This is a genomic window from Enterobacter sp. CRENT-193 (assembly GCF_002787395.1).
Classification (GTDB): domain Bacteria; phylum Pseudomonadota; class Gammaproteobacteria; order Enterobacterales; family Enterobacteriaceae; genus Enterobacter; species Enterobacter hormaechei_C.
In genome coordinates, this window is record NZ_CP024812.1 from 1,193,474 (window position 1) to 1,215,637 (window position 22,164).

Consider the following 22,164-nt stretch of genomic DNA (forward strand, 5'->3'; position numbering starts at 1 on the left):
GTTATACGGGCTGACACCAAAAAATGCCAGCCGGGGAGGGCGCTCTCGGACTATTTAACATACACGATTTCGTTGACGTACCAGCTTGCTTCACCTGCGGGCGTCTGGACAACGGCTAAATCGCCCACCTCTTTTTTCAGCAGGGCGCGGGCCATGGGTGAATCGATAGAAATGTAATCCTTACGACCGAAAATTTCATCATAGCCGACGATACGAAAACGCAGGGTATCGCCGTTGTCGTTTTCAATTTCGACCCACGCGCCGAAGAACACTTTACCTTCCTGCTGCGGGGAGTAATCGACAATTTTGAGATTCTCGAGACACTTCGTCAGGTAGCGTACCCGGCGATCGATTTCGCGCAGTCGCTTTTTATTGTACTGATAGTCCGCATTCTCGCTGCGGTCGCCCAGACTTGCGGCCCAGGTGACTTTTTTGGTCACTTCCGGACGCTCTTCGCGCCACAGGTAATCCATCTCTTTTTTGAGTTTCTCGTACCCTTCGCGGGTGATCAGAGGCGTTTTCATGGTGCAGCCTTTAATGCCGGTTAACTGTCTTTGCGCACAATACGTAGCGCACAGTGTAACAGACAAGATTAATAATGATTTATGTGATGAAATGAACAGATAAGCTGCTGTTAAATATGCTTTGTAACAATTTCGTCTAGAATTTATACCAGAATTTGCTGGTCGAACCCGTGCACTTTTTTAGAATACGCTGTTCCAGGCTTATCCGAACCTTTGGGAGTACACACAATGCAAGAGAACTACAAAATTCTGGTCGTAGATGACGACATGCGCCTGCGTGCGCTGCTGGAACGTTATCTGACCGAGCAGGGCTTCCAGGTTCGTAGCGTCGCGAACGCGGAACAGATGGATCGTCTGCTGACGCGTGAATCTTTCCACCTGATGGTGTTGGACCTGATGCTGCCTGGTGAAGACGGGCTCTCTATTTGCCGCCGTCTGCGCAGCCAGAGCAACCCGATGCCGATCATCATGGTGACGGCGAAGGGTGAAGAAGTCGACCGTATTGTCGGCCTTGAGATTGGCGCTGATGACTACATTCCAAAGCCGTTTAACCCGCGTGAACTGCTGGCGCGTATTCGCGCCGTGCTGCGTCGTCAGGCGAACGAACTGCCGGGCGCGCCATCTCAGGAAGAGGCCGTCATTGCATTCGGTAAGTTTAAGCTGAACCTCGGCACCCGTGAGATGTTCCGTGAAGATGAGCCAATGCCGCTCACCAGCGGTGAGTTCGCGGTGCTGAAAGCGCTGGTCAGCCACCCGCGTGAGCCGCTCTCCCGTGACAAGCTGATGAACCTGGCGCGTGGTCGTGAATACTCCGCGATGGAGCGTTCTATCGACGTGCAAATCTCTCGTCTGCGTCGTATGGTGGAAGAAGATCCGGCGCATCCTCGTTATATTCAGACCGTTTGGGGTCTGGGCTACGTGTTTGTCCCGGACGGCTCTAAAGCATGAGGCGAATGCGCTTCTCGCCGCGAAGTTCGTTTGCCCGCACGCTGTTATTGATCGTCACCCTGCTGTTTGTCAGTCTGGTGACGACCTACCTGGTGGTGCTGAACTTTGCAATCCTGCCGAGCCTCCAGCAGTTTAATAAGGTGCTGGCATACGAAGTGCGTATGCTGATGACCGACAAACTGCAACTGGAGGACGGCACGCAGTTGGTTGTTCCCCCGGCGTTCCGTCGGGAAATCTACCGTGAGCTGGGCATTTCTCTCTACTCGAACGAAGCGGCGGAAGATGCCGGCCTGCGCTGGGCGCAGCACTATGAATTCCTCAGCCAGCAGATGGCGCAGCAGCTTGGCGGCCCGACGGAAGTGCGCGTTGAGGTCAATAAAAGCTCGCCGGTTGTCTGGCTGAAAACCTGGCTGTCACCCAACATCTGGGTGCGTGTTCCGCTCACCGAGATTCATCAGGGCGACTTCTCACCGCTGTTCCGATACACCCTGGCGATCATGCTGCTGGCCATCGGCGGCGCATGGCTGTTTATTCGTATCCAGAACCGACCGCTGGTCGACCTGGAGCATGCGGCATTACAGGTCGGTAAAGGTATTATCCCACCGCCGCTGCGCGAGTATGGCGCATCGGAAGTGCGCTCGGTAACGCGTGCGTTTAACCACATGGCGGCAGGCGTTAAACAGCTGGCGGACGACCGTACGCTGCTGATGGCGGGGGTCAGCCATGACCTTCGCACGCCCCTGACGCGTATCCGGCTGGCGACGGAGATGATGGGCGAGCAGGATGGTTATCTTGCAGAGTCCATCAACAAGGATATCGAAGAGTGTAACGCCATCATCGAGCAGTTTATCGACTACCTGCGCACCGGGCAGGAGATGCCGATGGAGATGGCGGATCTGAATGCGGTTCTGGGCGAAGTGGTTGCTGCCGAAAGCGGCTACGAACGTGAAATTGCGACCGACCTTCAGGCAGGTGAGATTCAGGTACGTATGCACCCGCTCTCCATTAAACGCGCGGTGGCGAATATGGTGGTCAACGCGGCGCGCTACGGCAACGGCTGGATCAAAGTCAGCAGCGGTACGGAACTCAACCGCGCCTGGTTCCAGGTGGAAGACGATGGCCCGGGCATCAAGCCTGAGCAGCGTAAGCACCTGTTCCAGCCATTTGTGCGCGGCGACAGCGCGCGCAGCACCAGCGGAACCGGCTTAGGCCTGGCGATTGTGCAGCGTATTGTGGATAACCATAACGGACTGCTGGAAATTGGCACCAGCGAGCGGGGTGGTTTGAGCATTCGTGCGTGGTTACCGGTGCCGGTTTTACGGGGTCAGGTGAAAGAGAGTTAAAAAAGGGTGGGGCCTGATGCCCTCACCCCGGCCCTCTCCCACGGGGAGAGGGAAAAAACATTAAAAAAGGCAACTTTCGTTGCCTTTTTGCTTTTACCTACAGCTTCGGTCCCGCACTCACCAGCGCAGCACCCGCCGGGGTGTCGGTATACTTCTCGAAGTTTTCGATAAACAGTTTCGCCAGCGATTCAGCCTTCTCACGCCACTGTTCCGGTGAACCGTAGGTGTTACGCGGATCCAGGATACGCGTATCCACGCCCGGCAGCGCTGTTGGGATCGCCAGATCGAACATCGGCAGCGTAAAGGTCTCGGCGTTATCCAGCGAACCATCCAGAATCGCGTCGATGATGGCGCGTGTATCTTTGATGGAGATACGTTTGCCCGTACCGTTCCAGCCGGTGTTTACCAGGTATGCCTGGGCGCCGGATGCCTGCATGCGTTTCACCAGCACTTCCGCGTACTGCGTTGGGTGCAGCGACAGGAACGCCGCGCCGAAGCAGGCGGAGAAGGTTGGGGTTGGCTCGGTCACACCGCGCTCGGTACCCGCCAGTTTAGCGGTAAAGCCGGAGAGGAAATGGTACTGCGTCTGGCTGGCGGTCAGGCGGGAAACCGGTGGCAGCACGCCGAATGCATCTGCGGTCAGGAAAATCACCTTCGTGGCGTGACCCGCCTTCGATACCGGCTTGACGATGTTCTCGATGTGGTAGATCGGGTAAGAGACGCGGGTGTTTTCGGTTTTAGACGCATCGTCGAAGTCGATAGAGCCATCGGCACGCACGGTGACGTTTTCCAGCAGCGCATCGCGGCGAATCGCGTGGTAGATATCCGGCTCTGCCTCTTCCGACAGGCGAATGGTCTTCGCGTAGCAGCCGCCTTCAAAGTTAAACACGCCGTCATCATCCCAGCCGTGTTCATCATCGCCAATCAGACGACGTTTTGGATCGGTGGACAGCGTTGTTTTACCGGTGCCGGAAAGGCCGAAGAACACTGCTACATCGCCTTTTTCCCCGACGTTCGCCGAGCAGTGCATGGAGGCGATACCGCGCAACGGCAGCAGGTAGTTCATGACCGAGAACATCCCTTTCTTCATTTCGCCGCCGTACCAGGTACCGCCTATCAGCTGGATACGCTCGGTCAGGTTGAAGGCGATAAAGTTTTCGGAGTTCAGACCCTGCTCTTTCCACTGCGGGTTGGTGCATTTCGCGCCGTTCATCACGATAAAGTCAGGGGTGAAGTCTTGCAGTTCTTCATCAGTTGGACGAATGAACATGTTCTTCACAAAATGCGCCTGCCAGGCCACTTCGGTGATAAATCGTACGGAGAGACGGGTGTCGGCGTTAGCGCCGCAGAACGCATCAATAATAAACAGACGCTTGCCGGAAAGCTGATGGGTGACAAGTCCTTTCAGATGCTGCCAGGTTTCCGGGGAGAGCGGTTTGTTATCGTTCTTCCCTTTGCCCTTATCAGCCCACCACAGCGTATCGCGGGTGGTGTCGTCTCGGACGATATACTTATCTTTCGGCGAACGACCGGTAAAAATACCCGTATCGACGGCGATAGCACCCAGGTTCGTCAACACACCACGCTCGTATCCTTCCAGTGCCGGATTGAGCTCTTCCTGATACAGCGTATCGTAATCGGGGTTGTAGACCACTTCCTGGACGTCGTGAATACCATAAGCCTTGAGATCTTGCGGGGTTAAACCATTAACACGCATATCACTGCTCCTTAGCCAATATGTACTGCCTGAAATTGTAGGGTTTTTCTGGGGATGTTAACCGCGACGGGGCTCATAGATTTACGTATCTGGTCAAAACCCTTACTAACGGAAAACGCTGCGACTCCAGTCACAGGGCGGGCAGATTATCGCAGGAATCGCTTTTTGGATGGGGAAAATGTTCTTAAAAGGTTAATCTCTGGTGAATTTATCCAGAAGAATGTGAATGTAATCGCATACATGTAAGAAAATTACGTAAGGGTTACACTGGGAAAACGATTCAGGTCTCTTGGGTCAGCTATTTTCAGAGTTTGAGGTGGGGGCCAGAGTTTTGCTTTGATGAGACAATAGATTTTTCATGAACAAGGGATGAGAAATGGAAAACCGTGAGACGTTATCCGCTTTAACGCGCGTAGCCGTCGTGCTGGCGGGGGCTCTACAGGGCGTAATTTGCTATGTAATCATGTGGTATATCGAGTACGCAAAATTGCCATCGGATACGCTGTGGCTGATGTGTGTAGTACCTGCCACCGTGGTAATGACAACCACGTTGTCTCTTGCCATGACGTCATTCAGAAAGCCATTTTTGTGGCTGTCACTCGGGATGATCGGCGCGGCAGTCGCGGGTATGGGCGGCTGGCTTAAGTGGAGCGTTGCAGGACTCGAAAGCTGGAATCTCAGAGATGAGATGCTCGTTTTCGGCTTTCATCTGCTGCTGATGACGCTGTTCGTGTTGCCATGGCTTCAGCGGCGTCTGGATCCCGTCCCGACTACCTCGTTCTAAAGCGACTTTTATCAACGAAACTGGCATAACGCTCTGACGCTGCTCATTATTTTTGTTTCGAATGGTCTCTTCTGGCTGGTACTTTTCCTCTGGGCCGAGCTTTTCGAACTTATTGGCATCGGCTTTTTTGATCGGCTTTTCTTTCATTCTGACGGATTTATTTCAGTGGCGATTGGCGTGGTTTCAGCCAGTGCGGCCGTGCTCACGCGCATGCAGGTAAGGTTAATCTTTGCCCTGCAAAATCTGCTGACCCTCATCGCCACCGGTCTGCTTCCCCTGATGGCGGCGCTGGCGCTGCTCTTTATTGGCGCGTTGCCTTTTGTCGGCTTTGAATCCATTTCAGCCAGAATATCCGCCGCGGGCTTGCTGACCACCTTAGCGCTGCTGCTGTTATTCCTGGTGACGATAGTGTGGCATCCACAGCGTCAAACACTGCCTTACTATGCCCCGCTGCGAGGGATGATTCGCCTCGCTGTGGCTATCGTACCCGCGTATCCGGTTCTGGCGGGGTGGGCGCTGTGGCTACGCATTTCGCAATACGGCTGGTCACCCGAGCGTCTGTACGGGGTATTGATAACCATCGTGGCGCTGGTCTGGGCGATCGGTTTTTGCGCCAGCGCTCTGATTCAGCGCCGTGAACCGCAGAAGATCCATGCGTACGTCATCCCGGCGACCGGGCTGCTTTCCCTCATTTTCCTGGCGTTGGTCCATACCCCCGTGCTGGATCCGTGGCGAATAAGTGTTGCAAGCCATATGGCCCGCTATCAGGACGGCAGAATAACTGCGGATCAAGTCAGCCTGTATATGCTCAGTAACGCTGGACGAAAGGGGCGGGAGGCGATGCTCACGCTGCAAAACGATCCGCAGTTTATCTCTAACCCAAAACGCCAGCGTGAAATAAATGGTCTTCTCTCCAGGAATGCTGGCGGAGCAGGTAAGATGACCGCCGCGATGCTGGAAAAACAGGTCCAGCTCGCACCGGGAATGGCTCATCCTGATAAGACATTTTGGCAAGCCATGCTCAGCAATCAGTATCGCTTCGAGAGCTGCGATAGCGCCCAGAGTAACTGTTTACTTATGCCGCTGGATCTTAACAGCGACGGCAAGCCGGAAGCCGTGCTATTTCAATTTACCGATCGCACGATCGTGGCTTACACACAAACTAACACGGGCTGGAGGATCGCCGGGGACGCGTGGAAAATGCCGGAGGCATTGACCAGAGGAGAACTTGACCGCGCATTAAGGCAGAGGAAAGTGAAATCTGTCGTGAAGCCCTGGGCGGATATTGAGATTTTTGGGGAGCGTGTCGATATGAGCTACGACAGTTACAATAATGCGCAGTGGCGTTAGTGATTTTTCTTGCCGGGTGGCGCTACGCTTACCCGGCCTACAATTAGCAATCATATCAAAAAATTGCACAATTCATTGTAGGCCCGTGCGAGCATAGCGCCGCCGGGCATCAGGCTCAGAGCTTAGTGAACCTGCGGGTCCGCCGGAGAGGCGTTATTGCGGATCTCCGCGATATCCATCGAATTAAACACGTAGTGCGTACCGCAGTAATCACAGTGCATATCGATCTCACCGTCTTCCGCCATGATGCTGTCGATCTCTTCATCCGGCAGCGTTTTCAGGGCGCCAGCACAACGCTCGCGGGAGCAGGTGCACTTAAATTCCACCGCCTGCGGATCGTAAACCGTCACTTCTTCTTCGTGGTACAGACGCCACAGCACGTCGGTCGCCGACAGGGTGAACAGCTCTTCCGCTTTGATGGTTTCCGTCAGCGTTGCCAGATGCTCGAAATCATTGGTCTGCGCATCCTGCGCAGGCAGAACCTGAAGCAGCATACCACCGGCAGCAGGCTGACCATCCACTTCACCGGTGCGGATGAACAGACGGGTTGGCAGCTGTTCGGAACGCATGAAGTAATCTTCCAGGCAGGCGGCAAGCGTGTCGCCTTCCAGACCGACAACGCCCTGATAGCGCTCACCCTCTTCAGGCGAAATCGTGATAACCAGGTAGCCATTTCCGACCAGCGTTTTCAGATCCGCATTTTCAGGGATATCGCCCTGAACGCGCGCCACGCCGCGCATTTGCTGCTGGTTATTACCGTTGATCACCGCCAGCGACATCGGGCCATCACCCTGCAACTGAACGGTAATATCGCCAGCGAACTTCAGCGTGGCGGTCAGCAGGCTGGTGGCAACCAGCAGTTCGCCCAACAGGGTTTTCACCGGCAGCGGGTAGTTGTGGTTTTCCAGAATCTGTTTCCAGGTTTCGGATACGGTGACCAGCTCGCCGCGCACGGCGAATTGTTCAAACAGATAGCGGTGTAATTGGTCGTGTTGGGCCATTTTCATCTCTCGTGCAGGTGAGGGTTACTCGCTCTCACCGTGTTTAAATTTCATCAGATCGCGGCGCTCTTTTTTATCCGGTCGCCGGTCCGGGTGAGGCATAGTTAGCGCGTTCATTTTGCGCGCCAGCGCGGTTTTCTCGCGCTTCTCTATGCTTTCGGCCGTCTCTTCATACAGCAAAACGGCTTCGGTTGCGGGCCGCCGTTGTTCGGTAATGGCTTTCACCACCACCGTTTTCTCATCGTTGCCCTGGCGAAGCGTTAACGTGGCATTCAGTTCAACCAGCTTGCTCGGTTTGCTGCGCTGACCGTTGTAATGCACCTTTCCGCCGTCAACCATTTCACGGGCAAGGGCGCGCGTTTTGTAAAAACGGGCGGCCCACAGCCATTTATCCAGTCTTACCCCATCAGAGGGTTTTTCTTTCATGGCGTCTCCTTCACGGTGAGTGAGGGGATCATCCGGCGATAGTCGTTCAGCCCCGGATGTCGCAGATAGCTTTTTTCAGCCAGGCCGGAATCCGGATTAGTCACGCCCAGACAATAGCGAATGCCAAAAGCGGCCGCAGAATCCAGAATCGGCTCGCTGTCGTCAATAAACAGCGTGCGTTCCGGCTGTAAACCGGTTTCTTCTACCACGGCATGCCACAACCGCTGATCCTCTTTCGGATAACCAAATGTGTGGGTGGAAAGCAATAAATCAAGGTGCGAAGCAAGACCGGTATGTTCCAGCTTCACGGCCAGGTTATGGGGATGCGCATTTGTCAGCAAAATACGGCGCTTACCGCAGGCTTTCAGCGCGTCCAGGAACGGGACCGTATCTTCGCGCAGTACGGCGCGTGCGCCCTGGGCGGTGGTCATGGCACAAATATCCAAACCGAGTCGCTCGCTCCAGTAGTCAAGACAGTACCAGTTTAGCGTATGCTGCACCGCGCTATATTGCGAACGAATGAATTCCTGCGCTTCTGCCGGGGAGATCCCCTGCTGTTCACCGTAAGTTTCCGGGACCAGCTTTTGCCAGAAATAGTTATCAAAGGCGAGATCAAGCAGCGTGCCGTCCATATCAAGCAGGACGGTATCGACCGCCTGCCAGTCGATATTAAGATGCATAAGGGGGAACTCCAGCCAGAAGAAACGTGCGCGACAGGGTAGCACAACTTGTCGCGCAGGGACGTTATCCGATCAGGCTCTCAGAAGAGGAGATCAGTTTCGGGTTAAGGCAATTTTCGTAGTAGGCCTGGATTTCTGCCAGCCGCGTGCGGGAACGCTGATAGCGGCGTACGGCCTGATAACCGTTCCAGACGATGCACGCCAGCATCGCAATCAGCAGCAGGGATGTCCCTATATAGCGCCACAGGCCAGCGCTATCCGGCATACGGTGCAGGCCAATATGACGCGTGCCGTTGGCGTCGGTGAAGAGGGTGGTGACGATCCCTTCCGCGCTGAATGGCGTCTGCATCAGCATCTGCGCCAGACGCTGGAATTCGCTCCACTGCTCCTGGGCAGGATAGTCATACAGCGAAACCTGCGGATAAGGTTGATCCACCAGGTCGCTGCCTTCATCGCTGGCAATCACAAAACCGCCCGGCGCCGGGCTGTTAAGCGCCTGGGCGGCACGGGTGGTTTCACGCATCACGAAGGGGGCGGTAGAGGTCGCCACCAGATTATCCAGCGACTCGGCGCTGACCGGACGCAGAAGCACGTTCACACCGTCCAGGCGTCCCGCTTCGGCGCGTTTCACCAGCGCGTCCCAGTCTTTGCTGTTGCCGAGGTTGACCAGCGCGTTCTTCAGCCGGATACAGTCATCCTGGGCGGAACAGAGATCCTCTGTTTTCAGGACGATTTCGCCAAAGTCATCCAGCAGCACCATGCCCGACTTCTGAATAGCCGAACGCAGGGCAGGGCTGACGCGAGAATCATCATCCGGTTTTGGATGGAGCTGGCGATTAATCGTCTGGGTGAGCGCAGTGGCCTTATTGACCACATCCGATTCCGGCAGCGGCAGCGGAGAGGCGTCATTCCAGATGATCTGAGAGCAGTCGAACGGCGCGAACGGCGAGTTCTGGCGCGTGTTCCAGGCACCCGGTGAGTGGATATTACACATCCCGGTGCCTTTCAGCCGCAACGTATCCCCCACGCGTACACCCGCTTCTTCGAGCTGCTGTACGCTGGTGGCTTCCACGGTTTGCGCCCCTTTGATCCATGACAGGGTAAATTTAATTGGCATATCCAGCGGCACGAAAAGCAGCAGCATGAGGAAGATTAACGCGGCGCCACCGGCAATCACCGCGCTGCGAAGCCAGTGCTGAAGCGGGAAGTTTTTTACTTCGTCGTGCAGGGATAAGTAACGTCCCTGGCGTACAACGTGGCGGTCGAGATAGATATCAATATCCGTTTTGTGGCCCAGGTCCTGCGCAATCCACGGCTGCCAGTGGCGTGGATAGATAAGATCGATGATCCCGAGCGAGATATTGTTGATATGTTCCTGATCGTTCTCACCGAACAGTCCCCAGCGTTTTGGGGTTCCGCGCAGGCAGTGAATTTCGCGTAATGACGTTTTTGCCGGCGGGGCAAATATGCCCCACAGCCCGGCGGCCAGAAGCAGTACTGCGCCACCCGCGAGCCACGGAACAAACACGTCCGGCGTCAGCAGGCAGATGAAAAAGAGCAGGAACGAGACGACAATCAGCACCGCTTCGCGAATGCCATCCGGGCGGCTCAGGACGTACTCTTCATGCGTTTCCTGGCGGATGTTGAGCAGTTCAATCTGCTCTGTCTCTTCACCACGAATAGAGGCCTGCGTTCCGCTCGCGCGTTCCAGCGCAAAGCGTGGCGCTTCCTGAACATATTCGCTCAGAGTATGACCATTGAGGGAGATAACCAGCGGCAGCGTATCGGTATGGATGAGCTCGACGCTGTTTTCGTCGTTAATATACTGTTCCCAGAAGGGAGGCAGGTGTACTTCAACAGAGTCGAGATAGTAACGCCATTTGTTGGGATCGTCGGTTGTGATGCCATAGCGGGTAATGGAGCGCGTCACGCACAGAACGGTGTCGCTTTGGGCGTTCAGGTTGAGCGATACGGGGGCGGCGCTGGCGCCGGTAGGGCCAGGCGAAAGCCGGGATCGGTTCAGCGTGTCGAGATACTGCTCAACGGTGCTGCGTTCCTCTGGCGAAAGCTTGCGCGTGTTTGCTCCGGCGAACGCGTTTAAAAAGGGCAGCCGATAACGGCGATGTACGCGGCGCCTGAATACCCACACCGCAATCGACGCGCAGGCCAGCACAGCAGCGAGAAAAATCAAAATGGTGCTCATGCTTTCCCCATCTTACTTATCTTCTTACAGGTGTTGTCAGTCGCACCTTTTGTACAATGAATGAGATTCTGTGGTCGGCTATCGGCAAGTATGGAGTCTAACTTGAGCATGTTGACGCGCATCCCAGTGACCGGTAATGATAACAAAGCCTGTTCCGGCGCGATATCAGCAAATTCCTGGAAACATTTCAACCTCTTGACATTTGTTTTGAAATGAGAATCGCATTCAATTACGTTGCATAAATGTAAATAAAGAGCAATTGACATTGCCGAAACCGTGCGGCGTATCGCACAATAAAGCCAGTTCACCCAGCAAAGACCCGTCAAGATGACCAAACCCTTACAAAAGCCCACCATTCTGAATGTTGAAACCGTCGCGAAATCGCGTCTGTTTAATGTCGAAAGCGTGGATCTGGAGTTCAGCAACGGTGTGCGTCGTGTTTATGAGCGTATGCGCCCCTCCTCGCGTGAAGCGGTGATGATAGTGCCCATCGTCGACGAGCATCTGATCCTCATTCGTGAATACGCTGTGGGCACAGAATCCTACGAGCTGGGCTTCTCCAAAGGACTGATCGATCCGGGCGAAACGGTGTTTGAAGCGGCAAACCGGGAGCTGAAAGAAGAGGTCGGCTTTGGCGCGAAAGAGCTGACGTTCCTTAAAAAGCTGAGCATGGCGCCGTCCTATTTTTCCAGCAAAATGAACATCGTTGTCGCGGAAGATCTCTATCCTGAATCGCTGGAAGGAGACGAGCCGGAACCGCTGCCGCAGGTTCGCTGGCCGCTGGCTCATCTGATGGATTTGCTGGAAGATCCTGACTTTAACGAGGCACGCAACGTGAGCGCACTGTTCCTGGTACGAGAGTGGCTGAAGGGGCAGGGGCGTTTGTAGCGCCACCATTAAAAACGGCAACCGAAGGTTGCCGTTTTGCATTGACGTTGTAGGCCGGGTCAGGCGTAGTCGCCACCCGGCTTTTTTGTCGGCGTCAGAACAGCTCGTGCGTCTCGCCGTTATCAATGATCTCTGTACCCACCTCATGCACTGCCTGCGTGGTTGGCTGCGTACCCTCGATGAAATACTCGGCACGGCTGTTGCCGCCATTCGCAAGCTGTCCGGTGCTGCGGTCAATATTGATCGTGACAATGCCCGGCGGAGGCGTTAGCGGCTGCTCCGGCACGCCCTCGAGAGCGGCCTTCATGTAAGCATCCCACGCCGGTTGCGCACTCTTAGCCCCACCCTCGTAACCGGAAATCTGATCTTTAATCGCGCCAGAAGCGGTTGTGCGCCCCAGAGTGCGGCGGTGATCGTCAAAACCAATCCAGACCGAGGTGACAACGCCCGGGCCATAACCTGAGAACCAGGCATCTTTTGAACTGTTGGTTGTCCCGGTTTTGCCGCCGATGTCGTGGCGCTGCAAATCGCGGCCCGCTCGCCAGCCGGTGCCTTGCCAGCCCGGTTCGCCAAAGATGTTGGTGTTCAGTGCGCTCTTAATCAGGAACGACAGCGGCGTGCTGATCACGTGCGGGGCGTACTCCTGCGCGCCACTCTGGGCGACCAGCGCCTGATTGGCCTGTTCCAGCTGAGGCTGCGGCACCGCCAGATTCTGACGTTCCTGAGAGATCGCCACATCTTCCATATCCTTGTTTTCCAGGACATTGGATTTTGGCGTGTCGCCGTAAATCACCGGAATATCGCATTCAGGGCAGGCAATTTTCGGTTTCGCTTCAAACAGTACGCCGCCCTGATCGTTCTCGATTTTGCTGATGAAATACGGATCGACCAGGAATCCCCCGTTCGCCATCACCGAGTAGCCACGCGCGACCTGGAGCGGTGTAAAGGACGCGGAGCCGAGCGCCAGAGATTCGGTATGAACAATGTTTTGCGCCGGGAAGCCGAAGCGTTGCAGATACTCTGCCGCATAATCAACGCCCATCGCACGCATCGCGCGAACCATGACCACGTTCTTCGACTGGCCAAGGCCCTGACGCAGACGGATAGGGCCAGCGTATTGCGCCGGAGAGTTCTTCGGCTGCCAATCAGAGCCCGCACCGGCATCCCAGCGGGAAATTGGCACGTCGTTGAGAATGCTGGCGAGCGTCAGCCCCTTATCCATCGCCGCGGTATACAGGAACGGTTTGATGTTCGAACCAACCTGACGCAGTGCCTGGGTCGCGCGGTTAAATTTGCTCTGGTTGAAATCGAACCCGCCAACCAGCGCCATCACGGCACCGTTCTGCGGATTGATGGAGACCAGCGCAGAGTTGACGTCCGGCACCTGCGCCAGCCACCAGGCATCACCGACCTGACGGACCCAGATTTGTTGTCCGGTTTGTACCACATCGGTCACTTTACGTGGCGTCGGGCCCTGAAGAGTGTCAGAGCGGTACGGACGCGCCCAGCGGACACCCTCCATGCGCAGCGAAACGGATGTGCCATCGGCCATCATCGCCACCGCTTCCTGTGGATCGGCCTGGGTGACGACAGCCGGACGCAGCGGGCCATAGGTCGGCAGCGCTTTCAGGGAATCAGTGATTTTTTTACTGTCCCATGCGCCTTCCCCCACTTTCCACAGCACGTTGGACGGGCCGCGATAGCCGTGACGCATATCGTAATCCATCACGTTATTACGCACCGCCTGCTGGGCAGCCTGCTGCACTTTGCGGGTCACGGTGGTATAGACGCGATAACCATCTTCATACGCTTTATCACCGTAGCGACTCACCATCTCCTGGCGAACCATTTCAGTGAGATACGGTGCAGAGAAGGCGATTTCCGGCGCATGGTAATTGGCGTCAATAACGTCGCTGCGCGCCTTATCGTACTCAGACTGACTGATGTAGCCTTCGCTCAACATACGCGACAGCACCACGTTACGGCGCGCGGTGGCGCGGTCCAGCGAGTAGAGCGGGTTAAAGGTGGATGGCGCTTTTGGCAGGCCGGCAATGGTCGCCATTTCGCTCAGCGTGAGCTGATCGATCGGCTTACCAAAATAGACCTGAGCCGCAGCCCCTACGCCATAGGCGCGGTAGCCCAGATAGATCTTGTTGAGGTAAAGCTCAAGGATCTCGTCTTTGCTCAGCAGTTGCTCAATGCGGATCGCGAGGAACACCTCTTTGATCTTACGCATCAGCGTCTTTTCCGGGCTGAGGAAGAAGTTACGCGCCAGCTGCTGGGTAATGGTACTTGCCCCCTGAGAGGCATGACCGGAGAACAGCGCCACGCTTGCCGCACGGAAAATACCGACCGGATCGACACCGTGGTGCTCGTAAAAACGGCTGTCCTCGGTGGCGATAAAAGCTTTCACCATCACGGGTGGGATTTGATTTAAGGTCAAAGGGATACGACGTTTCTCGCCGTATTGCGCCATCAGTTCACCATCGGCGCTATAGACCTGCATAGGGATCTGAAGCCGCACATCACGAAGCGTGGCGACATCAGGGAGTTGCGGCTCGACATATTTGTACAAACCAATAATCGAGCCTGCTCCCAGCAGAATGCAACAGACTGCAAGGATCAATAAATACTTTACGAACTTCACCGGAGATTTCCCATTTGGTTTAGCCTGGGCAGTTTCTAAACAATCGCGCGGTAGTATAAAGGCAAGCCTGATTCATTGATATAGCCGTCACTCCGACGGGCGATAAGGAGATCGTGAAGCATGGCTTTTAAAACGTGGCAAACAGGTGTTCATATTCAACAGGATAAGGTGGTTGCGGTAGCGCTGACCAGAGAGCGGGCCGGATGGCGTTTACGGCGCTGGTGGGCGGTGCCGCTGTCGGACGGCGTTATCGGGGAAGGCAAAATACTTAAGCCAGAAGAGCTGGTTAACGCATTACGTGGCTGGCGGAAAACATTGCCGCACTCGCATCGGGTATTCCTCTCATTTCCAGCAACGCGCGTTCTGCAACGCGCGTTGCCCCGTCCATCCGTTACCTTGCGTGACAGCGAACAGCTCACCTGGGTAGGCGCCGCATTAGCGCGTGAGCTGGAGATGCCCGCCGATACGCTCTGCTTTGACTACGCGCAGGATACGTTCAGCAACACTTTTCAGGTTACCGCAGCGCAAAACAGAGAGGTCGATACCCTGTTGACGCTGGCGAACGCGCTGCGTTTGCGTCTGGCAGCAATCGCCCCGGATGCCGGCGCGCTGGCTAATCTTCTCTCTGCTGTTGCCCCCGCCCGGTGCGTCGCCTGGAGAGATCAACACCAGTGGCTATGGGCGATGCGTCACCAGTGGGGGCGGCGCTACACCACAGAAGCGGCGACGGTGAATGAACTGGCGGCGCTGCTTGCGCTTTCTTCTTCTGATATCGCCGTGTTTGATGCTGCCCGCGATCCCTGGGAAGCGGTGACGCTGTGCCAGCCGCCGCTGCCGGAATGCGGTGCTGATTTCACCGTCGCCCTGGCGCTGGCCATGAGCGAGGCGCCGTAATGAGCATGCCCAATCTTTTACCCTGGCGTCGGCAGCAACGTAATCAGCGCCTGCGTTTCTGGGGGCTGCTGTTTGCCACCTCATTGCTGGTGATGCTGGCGGGTGGTATCAGCCTGCGGGCGACGCAGTCTCCGCGTTACAGGCGTTGCAGAGCGAACTGGCGGGGACACGGGCGGTGCAGAAAGTATTGAGAGCCCGTCAGCCGCAGTCAGCGGGGCTGAAAACCCCTTCGCCGCCGTCTGATCCGGCCTGGCAACCCGCGCTGGAATCGCTTGCCAGCGCAATGCCCCGGCAGGCGTGGCTGACGGCGCTGCGTTATCAGCCACCCTCGCTGACCCTGACCGGCTATACCACTTCACTGCCAGCGCTCGCAGCCATGACCGATGCGCTGAAAAGGGTGACGGGATTTAACCCCGGACCGGCAGGCGAACTGCAACAGGATAGCCTGGGGCGATGGATGTTCTCTTTTAAACTGCATAGCCGGAGGTAGCCGGTGGGTATCTGGTATCAACGCTGGGCTGATGCACGTCCTTCCCGGCGCGTCCTTTGCTGGTTGATCGCGTCGGGGCTTGTTGCGTGGGCAATTTGGGAACTACTGCTCAGGCCCGCTGCTCTGCGTTACGCCGATGTTCAGGCGCAGGCCATCAGTGCGAAGCGAATCAACGCCTCGCTGTGGCCAGAGGCCGGACGGCAAGCAGTGTTTACGCAAGTGACGCCCTCGCGGCCCTTTTCTCCCCTGGCATTTCAGCGTGAGGACGCAAGGCTGGTGTACTGGAAGCCGCAGCAGAGTGGGGGAGAGCTGGCGCTGGATGCCTCATGGGGCGCGGTTCCGGCGCTCTTTTCCCGGCTGGCGCTTGAGAACGTGCGGGTGAGTGCGTTTTCCATCATCCCACAGGGCAAACAGTTACGCCTCAGCCTGCAACTGGAGATCGGTCATGCGCAGTAAAGCCCGTTTAGTCATCCTGCTTTCTCCGCTTTTCCTGACCGGGATGCGGGATCCCTTCTCTGTGCCGGAAGAGCGTTGCGCAGCCGGGCAGCTCAGCCAGTGGCGGTATCAGGGGATAGTCAGCGGCAGCAGGGATATCGGCCTTATGCAGGACGGGCAGAAACGCTGGCACCGGGTAAAAACGCAGATGCGGTTACCGACAGGCTGGCGGGTGAGCGCGATAGATAGACAACAACTGACCGTTGATGTCGGCGATATGTGCGAGCCGAAGCGATGGACATGGCAACGAGAAGGAACGAAAAAAAGTGAAGATAAGGATAGGGCTGTTACTGGCGGTACTCAGCCAGCCCCTGTGGGCCGCGACGCCAAAACCGGTCACCCTGCTGGTGGATGATGTCCCGGTGGTGCAAATATTACAGGCGCTGGTAGCGCAGGAGGATCGCAATCTGGTGGTGTCGCCGGATGTCAGCGGTTCGCTTTCGCTGAATTTAACGCGGGTGCCCTGGAGGCAGGCGCTTCAGACGGTAGTGAACAGCGCCGGGCTGGTATTGCGGGAAGAGGGCGGCATTTTTTATGTGCATACGGCGGCCTGGCAACGGGAGCAACAGACGCGTAAAGAGCAGGAGCGGGCCCAGCGTCTGCTCGACGCCCCGCTGCACTCTCACAGCATTCCGTTTGCTTATGCGGATGCGGGCGAATTGCAAAAAGCGGCGGAAAAGCTCTTAAGCCCGAAAGGCAGTCTCTCCGTCGACAAGCGCACCAACCGTTTCCTGGTCAGGGATAACCAGACGGTGGTGGATATGCTCCAGCGCTGGGCTGTGCAGATGGATCTGCCCGTCGAGCAGGTGGAACTGGCGGCGCAGATTGTGACCATCAGTGAAAAAAGCCTGCGTGAACTGGGGGTGAAATGGAACCTCGCTGACGCAACGGAGGCCAGTAAAGTGGGTCAGGTCACGACGCTGGGTGCGGACCTGTCGGTGGCCAGTGCGACCACCCACGCAGGGTTTAACATCGGGCGCATCAACGGCAGGATGCTGGATCTTGAGTTGTCGGCGCTTGAGCAAAAGCAGCAGGTGGATATCATCGCCAGCCCGCGGCTGCTGGCATCGCACATGCAGCCGGCCAGCATCAAGCAGGGCAGCGAAATTCCGTATCAGGTTTCCAGCGGCGAGAGCGGGGCGACATCCGTTGAATTTAAAGAAGCGGTATTAGGCATGGAGGTCACGCCGGTGGTTCTGCCGGGTGGTCGTGTGCGCCTGAAATTGCATATCAGTGAAAATATGCCCGGCCAGGTGCTGCAACAGGCAGACGGCGAAACGCTGGCGATCGATAAGCAGGAGATCGAAACGCAGGTTGAGGTAAAAAGTGGGGAAACGCTCGCGCTGGGCGGGATCTTTTCGCAAAAGAATAAAACCGGACGCGACAGCGTGCCCGTGCTGGGCAACATTCCGTGGCTGGGTCAGCTGTTCCGCCATGACGGAAAAGATAACGAACGGCGCGAGTTAGTGGTGTTTATCACGCCACGTCTGGTCAGTATTCAGTAATGGGTAACGATCCCCGCAATGATTTTGCATTCAGTTTGTTGCAGATGTTTGACGTGGGGCATGAATTAGCATACAAGGAGTACCGATTTGAGTTGGACTTACGTCTTATTTCCTTATGCGCCGGGAACGGTGATTTAATCAGTTGCCAAACAAGCCGGAGTATTGAGATAATTTTTCGTCTGACTCTCGCTCTATTGCAAATGAGGTTTCAGTTCATGTCCTGCTACGCCGGGTGTCTGCGCAGCGGGGATTACCATTAACGAATAGTCTTAGTAGTACCGAAAAAATGGCAGAGAAACGCAATATCTTTCTGGTTGGGCCTATGGGTGCCGGCAAAAGCACTATTGGGCGTCAGTTAGCTCAACAACTCAATATGGAATTTTACGATTCTGATCAAGAGATTGAGAAACGAACCGGAGCGGATGTGGGCTGGGTCTTCGACGTAGAAGGCGAAGAAGGTTTCCGTGACCGAGAAGAAAAAGTGATCAACGAACTCACGGAAAAACAGGGCATTGTGCTGGCAACTGGCGGCGGCTCTGTAAAATCTCGCGAAACCCGCAACCGTCTCTCCGCCCGTGGCGTAGTGGTCTATCTTGAGACGACCATCGAAAAACAGCTGGCACGCACGCAGCGTGATAAAAAGCGCCCGTTGTTGCAGGTTGAAACACCGCCACGTGAAGTTCTGGAAGCTTTGGCCGATGAACGCAATCCTCTGTACGAAGAGATTGCTGATGTGACCATTCGTACTGACGATCAAAGCGCTAAAGTGGTTGCAAACCAGATTATTCATATGCTGGAAAGCAACTGATTCTGGCTTTATATACACTCGCCTGCGGGTAAAAGCATTTAAGGTGGATGTCGCGTCATGGAGAGGATTACAGTTACTCTCGGGGAACGTAGTTACCCTATCACCATCGCGGCTGGTTTGTTTAACGACCCAGCTTCCTTCTTACCACTGAAAGCGGGTGATCAGGCGATGCTGGTCACCAACGAGACGCTGGCTCCGCTTTATCTCGACCGTGTACGTCACCTGCTTGAGCAGGCGGGCGTGAAGGTCGACAGTGTGATTCTGCCCGATGGCGAGCAGTACAAAAGCCTGACGGTACTGGATACCGTCTTTACCGCACTTCTGCAAAAACCGCACGGTCGTGATACAACACTGCTTGCCCTGGGCGGCGGCGTTGTGGGCGATCTGACCGGTTTTGCAGCCGCCAGCTACCAGCGCGGCGTGCGCTTTATTCAAATTCCAACCACGTTGCTCTCACAGGTCGATTCTTCTGTGGGCGGTAAAACGGCGGTTAACCATCCGCTCGGCAAAAACATGATTGGCGCGTTCTACCAGCCTGCCTCGGTGGTGGTGGATCTCGACTGTCTGAAAACCTTGCCAGCGCGCGAACTGGCGTCCGGCCTTGCAGAAGTGATCAAATACGGCATTATTCTTGACGGGGAGTTCTTCACCTGGCTGGAAGAGAATATGGATGCGCTGCTGCGCCTCGACGGGCAGGCAATGGCCTACTGTATTCGCCGTTGTTGTGAGCTGAAAGCAGAAGTCGTTGCCGCAGATGAGCGTGAAACCGGCTTACGTGCTTTACTGAATCTGGGGCATACGTTTGGTCATGCGATCGAAGCCGAAATGGGCTACGGTAACTGGCTTCACGGTGAAGCTGTCGCTGCCGGAATGGTTATGGCGGCGCGTGCCTCTGAACGTCTGGGGCAGTTCAGGCCGGAAGAGACAGCACGTATAATCGCGTTGCTTAAACGTGCTGGCTTGCCGGTAAGTGGTCCGCAGGAAATGTCTGCGCAGGCGTACCTTCCCCACATGATGCGCGATAAAAAAGTATTAGCAGGTGAGATGCGTCTGGTACTCCCGCTTGCAATAGGGAAAAGTGAAGTGCGCGGCGGAGTGCCGCACGAAGTCGTACTTGGCGCTATTGCTGATTGTCAGCAAGCGTAACAACTAGAAAGGTCAGACCGCTGTAACAGGTGGTCGTTTTAGCTTCAGGTTAATGCAGAGTCGTTGGCAGAAGCCTTTGAGTGGGGTGTTAAATGGATGAATTCAAACCAGAAGACGAGCTGAAACCCGATCCCAGCGATCGTCGTACTGGTCGTTCTCGTCAATCTTCAGAACGTGATAACGAGCCGCAGATCAACTTTGACGATGTCGATCTGGATGCAGACGATCGTCGCCCTTCGCGTAGCCGCAACGCGCGCAATGAGCGTGAAGACGAGGAGTTTGAATCCGAAGAAGAGTTAATGGATGAACAGCCTGTTGAACGTCGACCGCGCAAGCGTAAAAAAGCGGTAGCGGCAAAACCGGCCTCCCGTCAGTACATCATGATGGGCCTTGGCGTTCTGGTGCTGGTATTGCTGATTGTCGGCATTGGTTCCGCGCTAAAAGCCCCTTCTACCCATTCTACCGAGCAGACCGCGTCTGCCGAGAAGAGCATCGACCTGTCTGGTAACGATGCGAGCAACCAGGCGAATGGCGCTCAGCCTGCGCCGGGCACCACTTCCGCAGAGCAGACCGCAGGCAACACCAGCGCCGGTCAGGATATCTCTCTGCCGCCTGTCTCTTCTACCCCGACTCAGGGCCAGGCGCCAGCTACGCCTGAAGGCCAGCAGCGTGTTGAGGTTCAGGGCGATCTGAACAACGCGCTGATGCAGCCGCAGAATCAGGAACAGGTTAACGCTGCCGTGGTGAACTCCACGCTGCCAACTGAACCAGCCACCGTTGCGCCAGTTCATGGCAGCAATGCCCAGCAGCAGACGGCGGCAACGGAAACCAAACCGCGCCAGACGCAGACTGCACCACGCCAGGAGCGTAAGCAGGCTGTGATTGAGCCGAAGCGTGAGACGAAACCACAGGCCGTGGCAAAAGCGCCAGAAACGAAAGCGCCAGCGCAGACAAAACCTGCGGTGAGCCAGCCGGTTAAAGCGCCAACGCCAGCAGCAACCGCTGCTCCGAAAGCGACGGCGACCACAGCGGCGCCTGCTGCAACAACACCTGCTGCAACAACACCTGCGGCTCCCGCAGCCAAAACGGGCGCTTCGCCAGGTAAAACGACGGGCAACGTGGGTTCTTTGCAGTCGGCCTCTTCCAGCAACTACACCCTTCAGCTGAGCAGTTCGTCTAACTATGACAACCTCAACGCCTGGGCGAAGAAATCGAATCTGAAAAACTACGTGGTTTATCAGACGACCCGTAACGGTCAACCGTGGTATGTGCTGGTGAGTGGTATTTATGCTTCCAAAGATGAAGCAAAACGTGCCGTTTCCACGCTGCCAGCCGACGTGCAGGCGAAAAACCCGTGGGCGAAGCCGATTCATCAGGTGCAGGCCGATCTGAAGTAATGTTTAAAGCGCAGGATGCTGTCGGAGCTTTCTCCACAGCCGGAGAAGGTGTAATCAGTTAGTCAGCATGAAAAAAAATCGCGCTTTTCTGAAATGGGCAGGGGGGAAATACCCCCTGCTCGACGATATTAAAAAGCACCTGCCGAAAGGCGAGTGTCTTATCGAGCCCTTCGTGGGTGCTGGATCGGTGTTCCTGAATACCGATTTTTCTCGTTATATCCTGGCGGATATCAACAGCGACCTTATTAGCCTCTATAACATCGTCAAACTGCGTACCGATGAGTATGTGGAAGAGGCACGGAAGCTGTTTACGCCAGAGAACAACAACCCGGACGTCTACTATCAGTTCCGCGCTGAGTTTAATCAAAGCCAGGATCCGTTCCGTCGCGCGCTGTTGTTTCTTTATCTCAACCGCCATGGCTACAACGGTCTGTGCCGGTATAATCTGCGTGGCGAGTTTAACGTGCCGTTTGGCCGCTATAAGCGTCCCTATTTCCCGCAGGACGAGCTGTATCACTTTGCTGAAAAAGCGCAGAATGCCGAGTTCTACTGTCTCTCATATGAAGAGTGCATGGAGCTGGCGGGCGTAAACTCGGTGGTCTACTGCGACCCGCCTTACGCGCCGCTGTCTGCCACGGCAAATTTCACCGCCTACCACACCAATAGCTTCAGCCCGGCCGAGCAGGCTCGTCTGGCTGAGATGGCGGAAAAGCTGGTCAGCAAAAGAATTCCGGTGTTAATTTCGAATCACGACACGCCTGATACGCGCGAATGGTACAAAGCCGCGAAGCATTTTCAGGTAAAAGTGCGGCGTAGCATTAGCAGCAACGGCGGCACACGTAAAAAGGTGGACGAACTTCTGGCGCTTTATCGACCCTGAGCCTTTGCCCGCCGGTAAACACATTTCAAGGAGATGCG

General features: G+C 55.8%; 20 protein-coding genes and 1 pseudogene. 14 read left to right on the forward strand and 7 right to left on the reverse strand.

Annotation, left to right across the window (positions count from 1 at the left end):
- Positions 1 to 50: 50 nt before the first annotated feature.
- The gene (greB, locus tag CU081_RS05770) at positions 51 to 524 is read right to left on the reverse strand and encodes a transcription elongation factor GreB (protein WP_003861614.1); all 474 of its coding nucleotides are present in this window, start codon (positions 522 to 524) and stop codon (positions 51 to 53) included.
- A gap of 228 nt (positions 525 to 752) precedes the next feature.
- Between greB and ompR the strand changes: the two genes are divergently transcribed.
- Both ompR and envZ read left to right on the forward strand, forming a co-directional pair.
- On the forward strand, positions 753 to 1,472 hold the full coding sequence (gene ompR, locus CU081_RS05775) for an osmolarity response regulator transcription factor OmpR (RefSeq protein ID WP_001157751.1): 720 nt from the start codon (positions 753 to 755) through the stop codon (positions 1,470 to 1,472).
- Positions 1,469 to 2,815, forward strand: a complete 1,347-nt coding sequence (envZ, locus tag CU081_RS05780) for a two-component system sensor histidine kinase EnvZ (protein ID WP_003861615.1) — start codon at positions 1,469 to 1,471, stop codon at positions 2,813 to 2,815. Before ompR ends, envZ begins: the two co-directional genes overlap by 4 nt.
- A 97-nt stretch (positions 2,816 to 2,912) precedes the next feature.
- On the opposite strand, the gene pckA is transcribed toward envZ, so the two are convergent.
- Positions 2,913 to 4,532: a phosphoenolpyruvate carboxykinase (ATP) gene (gene pckA, locus CU081_RS05785; RefSeq protein ID WP_003861616.1), complete on the reverse strand. Its 1,620-nt coding sequence runs from the start codon at positions 4,530 to 4,532 to the stop codon at positions 2,913 to 2,915.
- 376 nt (positions 4,533 to 4,908) lie between these two features.
- Between pckA and CU081_RS26450 the strand changes: the two genes are divergently transcribed.
- Complete coding sequence (locus tag CU081_RS26450; RefSeq protein ID WP_022651952.1) at positions 4,909 to 5,316, forward strand: hypothetical protein; 408 nt, start codon at positions 4,909 to 4,911, stop codon at positions 5,314 to 5,316.
- Between the two features lie 48 nt (positions 5,317 to 5,364).
- Positions 5,365 to 6,666: a DUF4153 domain-containing protein gene (locus CU081_RS05790; protein ID WP_225990550.1), complete on the forward strand. Its 1,302-nt coding sequence runs from the start codon at positions 5,365 to 5,367 to the stop codon at positions 6,664 to 6,666.
- A 122-nt stretch (positions 6,667 to 6,788) separates the two neighbouring features.
- On the opposite strand, the gene hslO is transcribed toward CU081_RS05790, so the two are convergent.
- The 4 genes from hslO to CU081_RS05810 all read right to left on the reverse strand — a co-directional run bounded on the left by hslO (position 6,789) and on the right by CU081_RS05810 (position 10,976).
- The gene (hslO, locus tag CU081_RS05795) at positions 6,789 to 7,673 is read right to left on the reverse strand and encodes an Hsp33 family molecular chaperone HslO (protein WP_006812239.1); all 885 of its coding nucleotides are present in this window, start codon (positions 7,671 to 7,673) and stop codon (positions 6,789 to 6,791) included.
- Between the two features lie 18 nt (positions 7,674 to 7,691).
- Positions 7,692 to 8,093: a ribosome-associated heat shock protein Hsp15 gene (hslR, locus tag CU081_RS05800; RefSeq protein ID WP_003861618.1), complete on the reverse strand. Its 402-nt coding sequence runs from the start codon at positions 8,091 to 8,093 to the stop codon at positions 7,692 to 7,694.
- Positions 8,090 to 8,773 carry a GMP/IMP nucleotidase gene (gene yrfG / locus CU081_RS05805; RefSeq protein ID WP_003861619.1) on the reverse strand — a complete coding sequence of 228 codons (684 nt, stop codon included), beginning with the start codon at positions 8,771 to 8,773 and terminating at the stop codon, positions 8,090 to 8,092. The genes hslR and yrfG overlap by 4 nt, the downstream gene beginning before the upstream one ends.
- Before the next feature lie 64 nt (positions 8,774 to 8,837).
- Positions 8,838 to 10,976, reverse strand: a complete 2,139-nt coding sequence (locus CU081_RS05810) for an intracellular growth attenuator family protein (RefSeq protein WP_003861620.1) — start codon at positions 10,974 to 10,976, stop codon at positions 8,838 to 8,840.
- Positions 10,977 to 11,303: 327 nt separating this feature from the next.
- On the opposite strand from CU081_RS05810, the gene nudE reads away from it, so the two are divergent.
- A complete protein-coding gene (gene nudE / locus CU081_RS05820) occupies positions 11,304 to 11,864 on the forward strand; it encodes an ADP compounds hydrolase NudE (RefSeq protein WP_003861622.1) in 561 nt (186 codons plus the stop codon).
- Between the two features lie 94 nt (positions 11,865 to 11,958).
- Here nudE and mrcA read toward each other — a convergent pair whose 3' ends face one another.
- Positions 11,959 to 14,511, reverse strand: a complete 2,553-nt coding sequence (mrcA, locus tag CU081_RS05825) for a peptidoglycan glycosyltransferase/peptidoglycan DD-transpeptidase MrcA (protein ID WP_003861623.1) — start codon at positions 14,509 to 14,511, stop codon at positions 11,959 to 11,961.
- A 120-nt stretch (positions 14,512 to 14,631) separates the two neighbouring features.
- On the opposite strand from mrcA, the gene pilM reads away from it, so the two are divergent.
- The 9 genes and pseudogenes from pilM (at position 14,632) to dam (ending at position 22,126) form a co-directional block, all read left to right on the forward strand.
- Positions 14,632 to 15,405, forward strand: coding sequence for a pilus assembly protein PilM (pilM, locus tag CU081_RS05830; RefSeq protein WP_003861624.1), 774 nt, complete (start codon positions 14,632 to 14,634; stop codon positions 15,403 to 15,405).
- Positions 15,405 to 15,895, forward strand: a pseudogene (locus CU081_RS05835) (PilN domain-containing protein). The gene pilM and the pseudogene CU081_RS05835 overlap by 1 nt, the downstream one beginning before the upstream one ends.
- Before the next feature lie 276 nt (positions 15,896 to 16,171).
- Positions 16,172 to 16,351, forward strand: a complete 180-nt coding sequence (locus CU081_RS26455; protein WP_022651950.1) for a HofO family protein — start codon at positions 16,172 to 16,174, stop codon at positions 16,349 to 16,351.
- The gene (locus tag CU081_RS05845) at positions 16,341 to 16,745 is read left to right on the forward strand and encodes a HofP DNA utilization family protein (RefSeq protein ID WP_003861627.1); all 405 of its coding nucleotides are present in this window, start codon (positions 16,341 to 16,343) and stop codon (positions 16,743 to 16,745) included. Before CU081_RS26455 ends, CU081_RS05845 begins: the two co-directional genes overlap by 11 nt.
- On the forward strand, positions 16,657 to 17,895 hold the full coding sequence (hofQ, locus tag CU081_RS05850) for a DNA uptake porin HofQ (protein WP_003861628.1): 1,239 nt from the start codon (positions 16,657 to 16,659) through the stop codon (positions 17,893 to 17,895). The genes CU081_RS05845 and hofQ overlap by 89 nt, the downstream gene beginning before the upstream one ends.
- A gap of 286 nt (positions 17,896 to 18,181) precedes the next feature.
- Positions 18,182 to 18,703, forward strand: coding sequence for a shikimate kinase AroK (aroK, locus tag CU081_RS05860; RefSeq protein WP_003861630.1), 522 nt, complete (start codon positions 18,182 to 18,184; stop codon positions 18,701 to 18,703).
- Positions 18,704 to 18,760: 57 nt separating this feature from the next.
- Entirely contained in the window at positions 18,761 to 19,849 is a 1,089-nt protein-coding gene (gene aroB / locus CU081_RS05865) for a 3-dehydroquinate synthase (RefSeq protein ID WP_003861631.1), read from the forward strand.
- A 92-nt stretch (positions 19,850 to 19,941) separates the two neighbouring features.
- Complete coding sequence (gene damX / locus CU081_RS05870) at positions 19,942 to 21,246, forward strand: cell division protein DamX (protein WP_003861632.1); 1,305 nt, start codon at positions 19,942 to 19,944, stop codon at positions 21,244 to 21,246.
- 67 nt (positions 21,247 to 21,313) lie between these two features.
- A complete protein-coding gene (gene dam / locus CU081_RS05875; RefSeq protein WP_003861633.1) occupies positions 21,314 to 22,126 on the forward strand; it encodes an adenine-specific DNA-methyltransferase in 813 nt (270 codons plus the stop codon).
- Positions 22,127 to 22,164 lie beyond the last annotated feature (38 nt).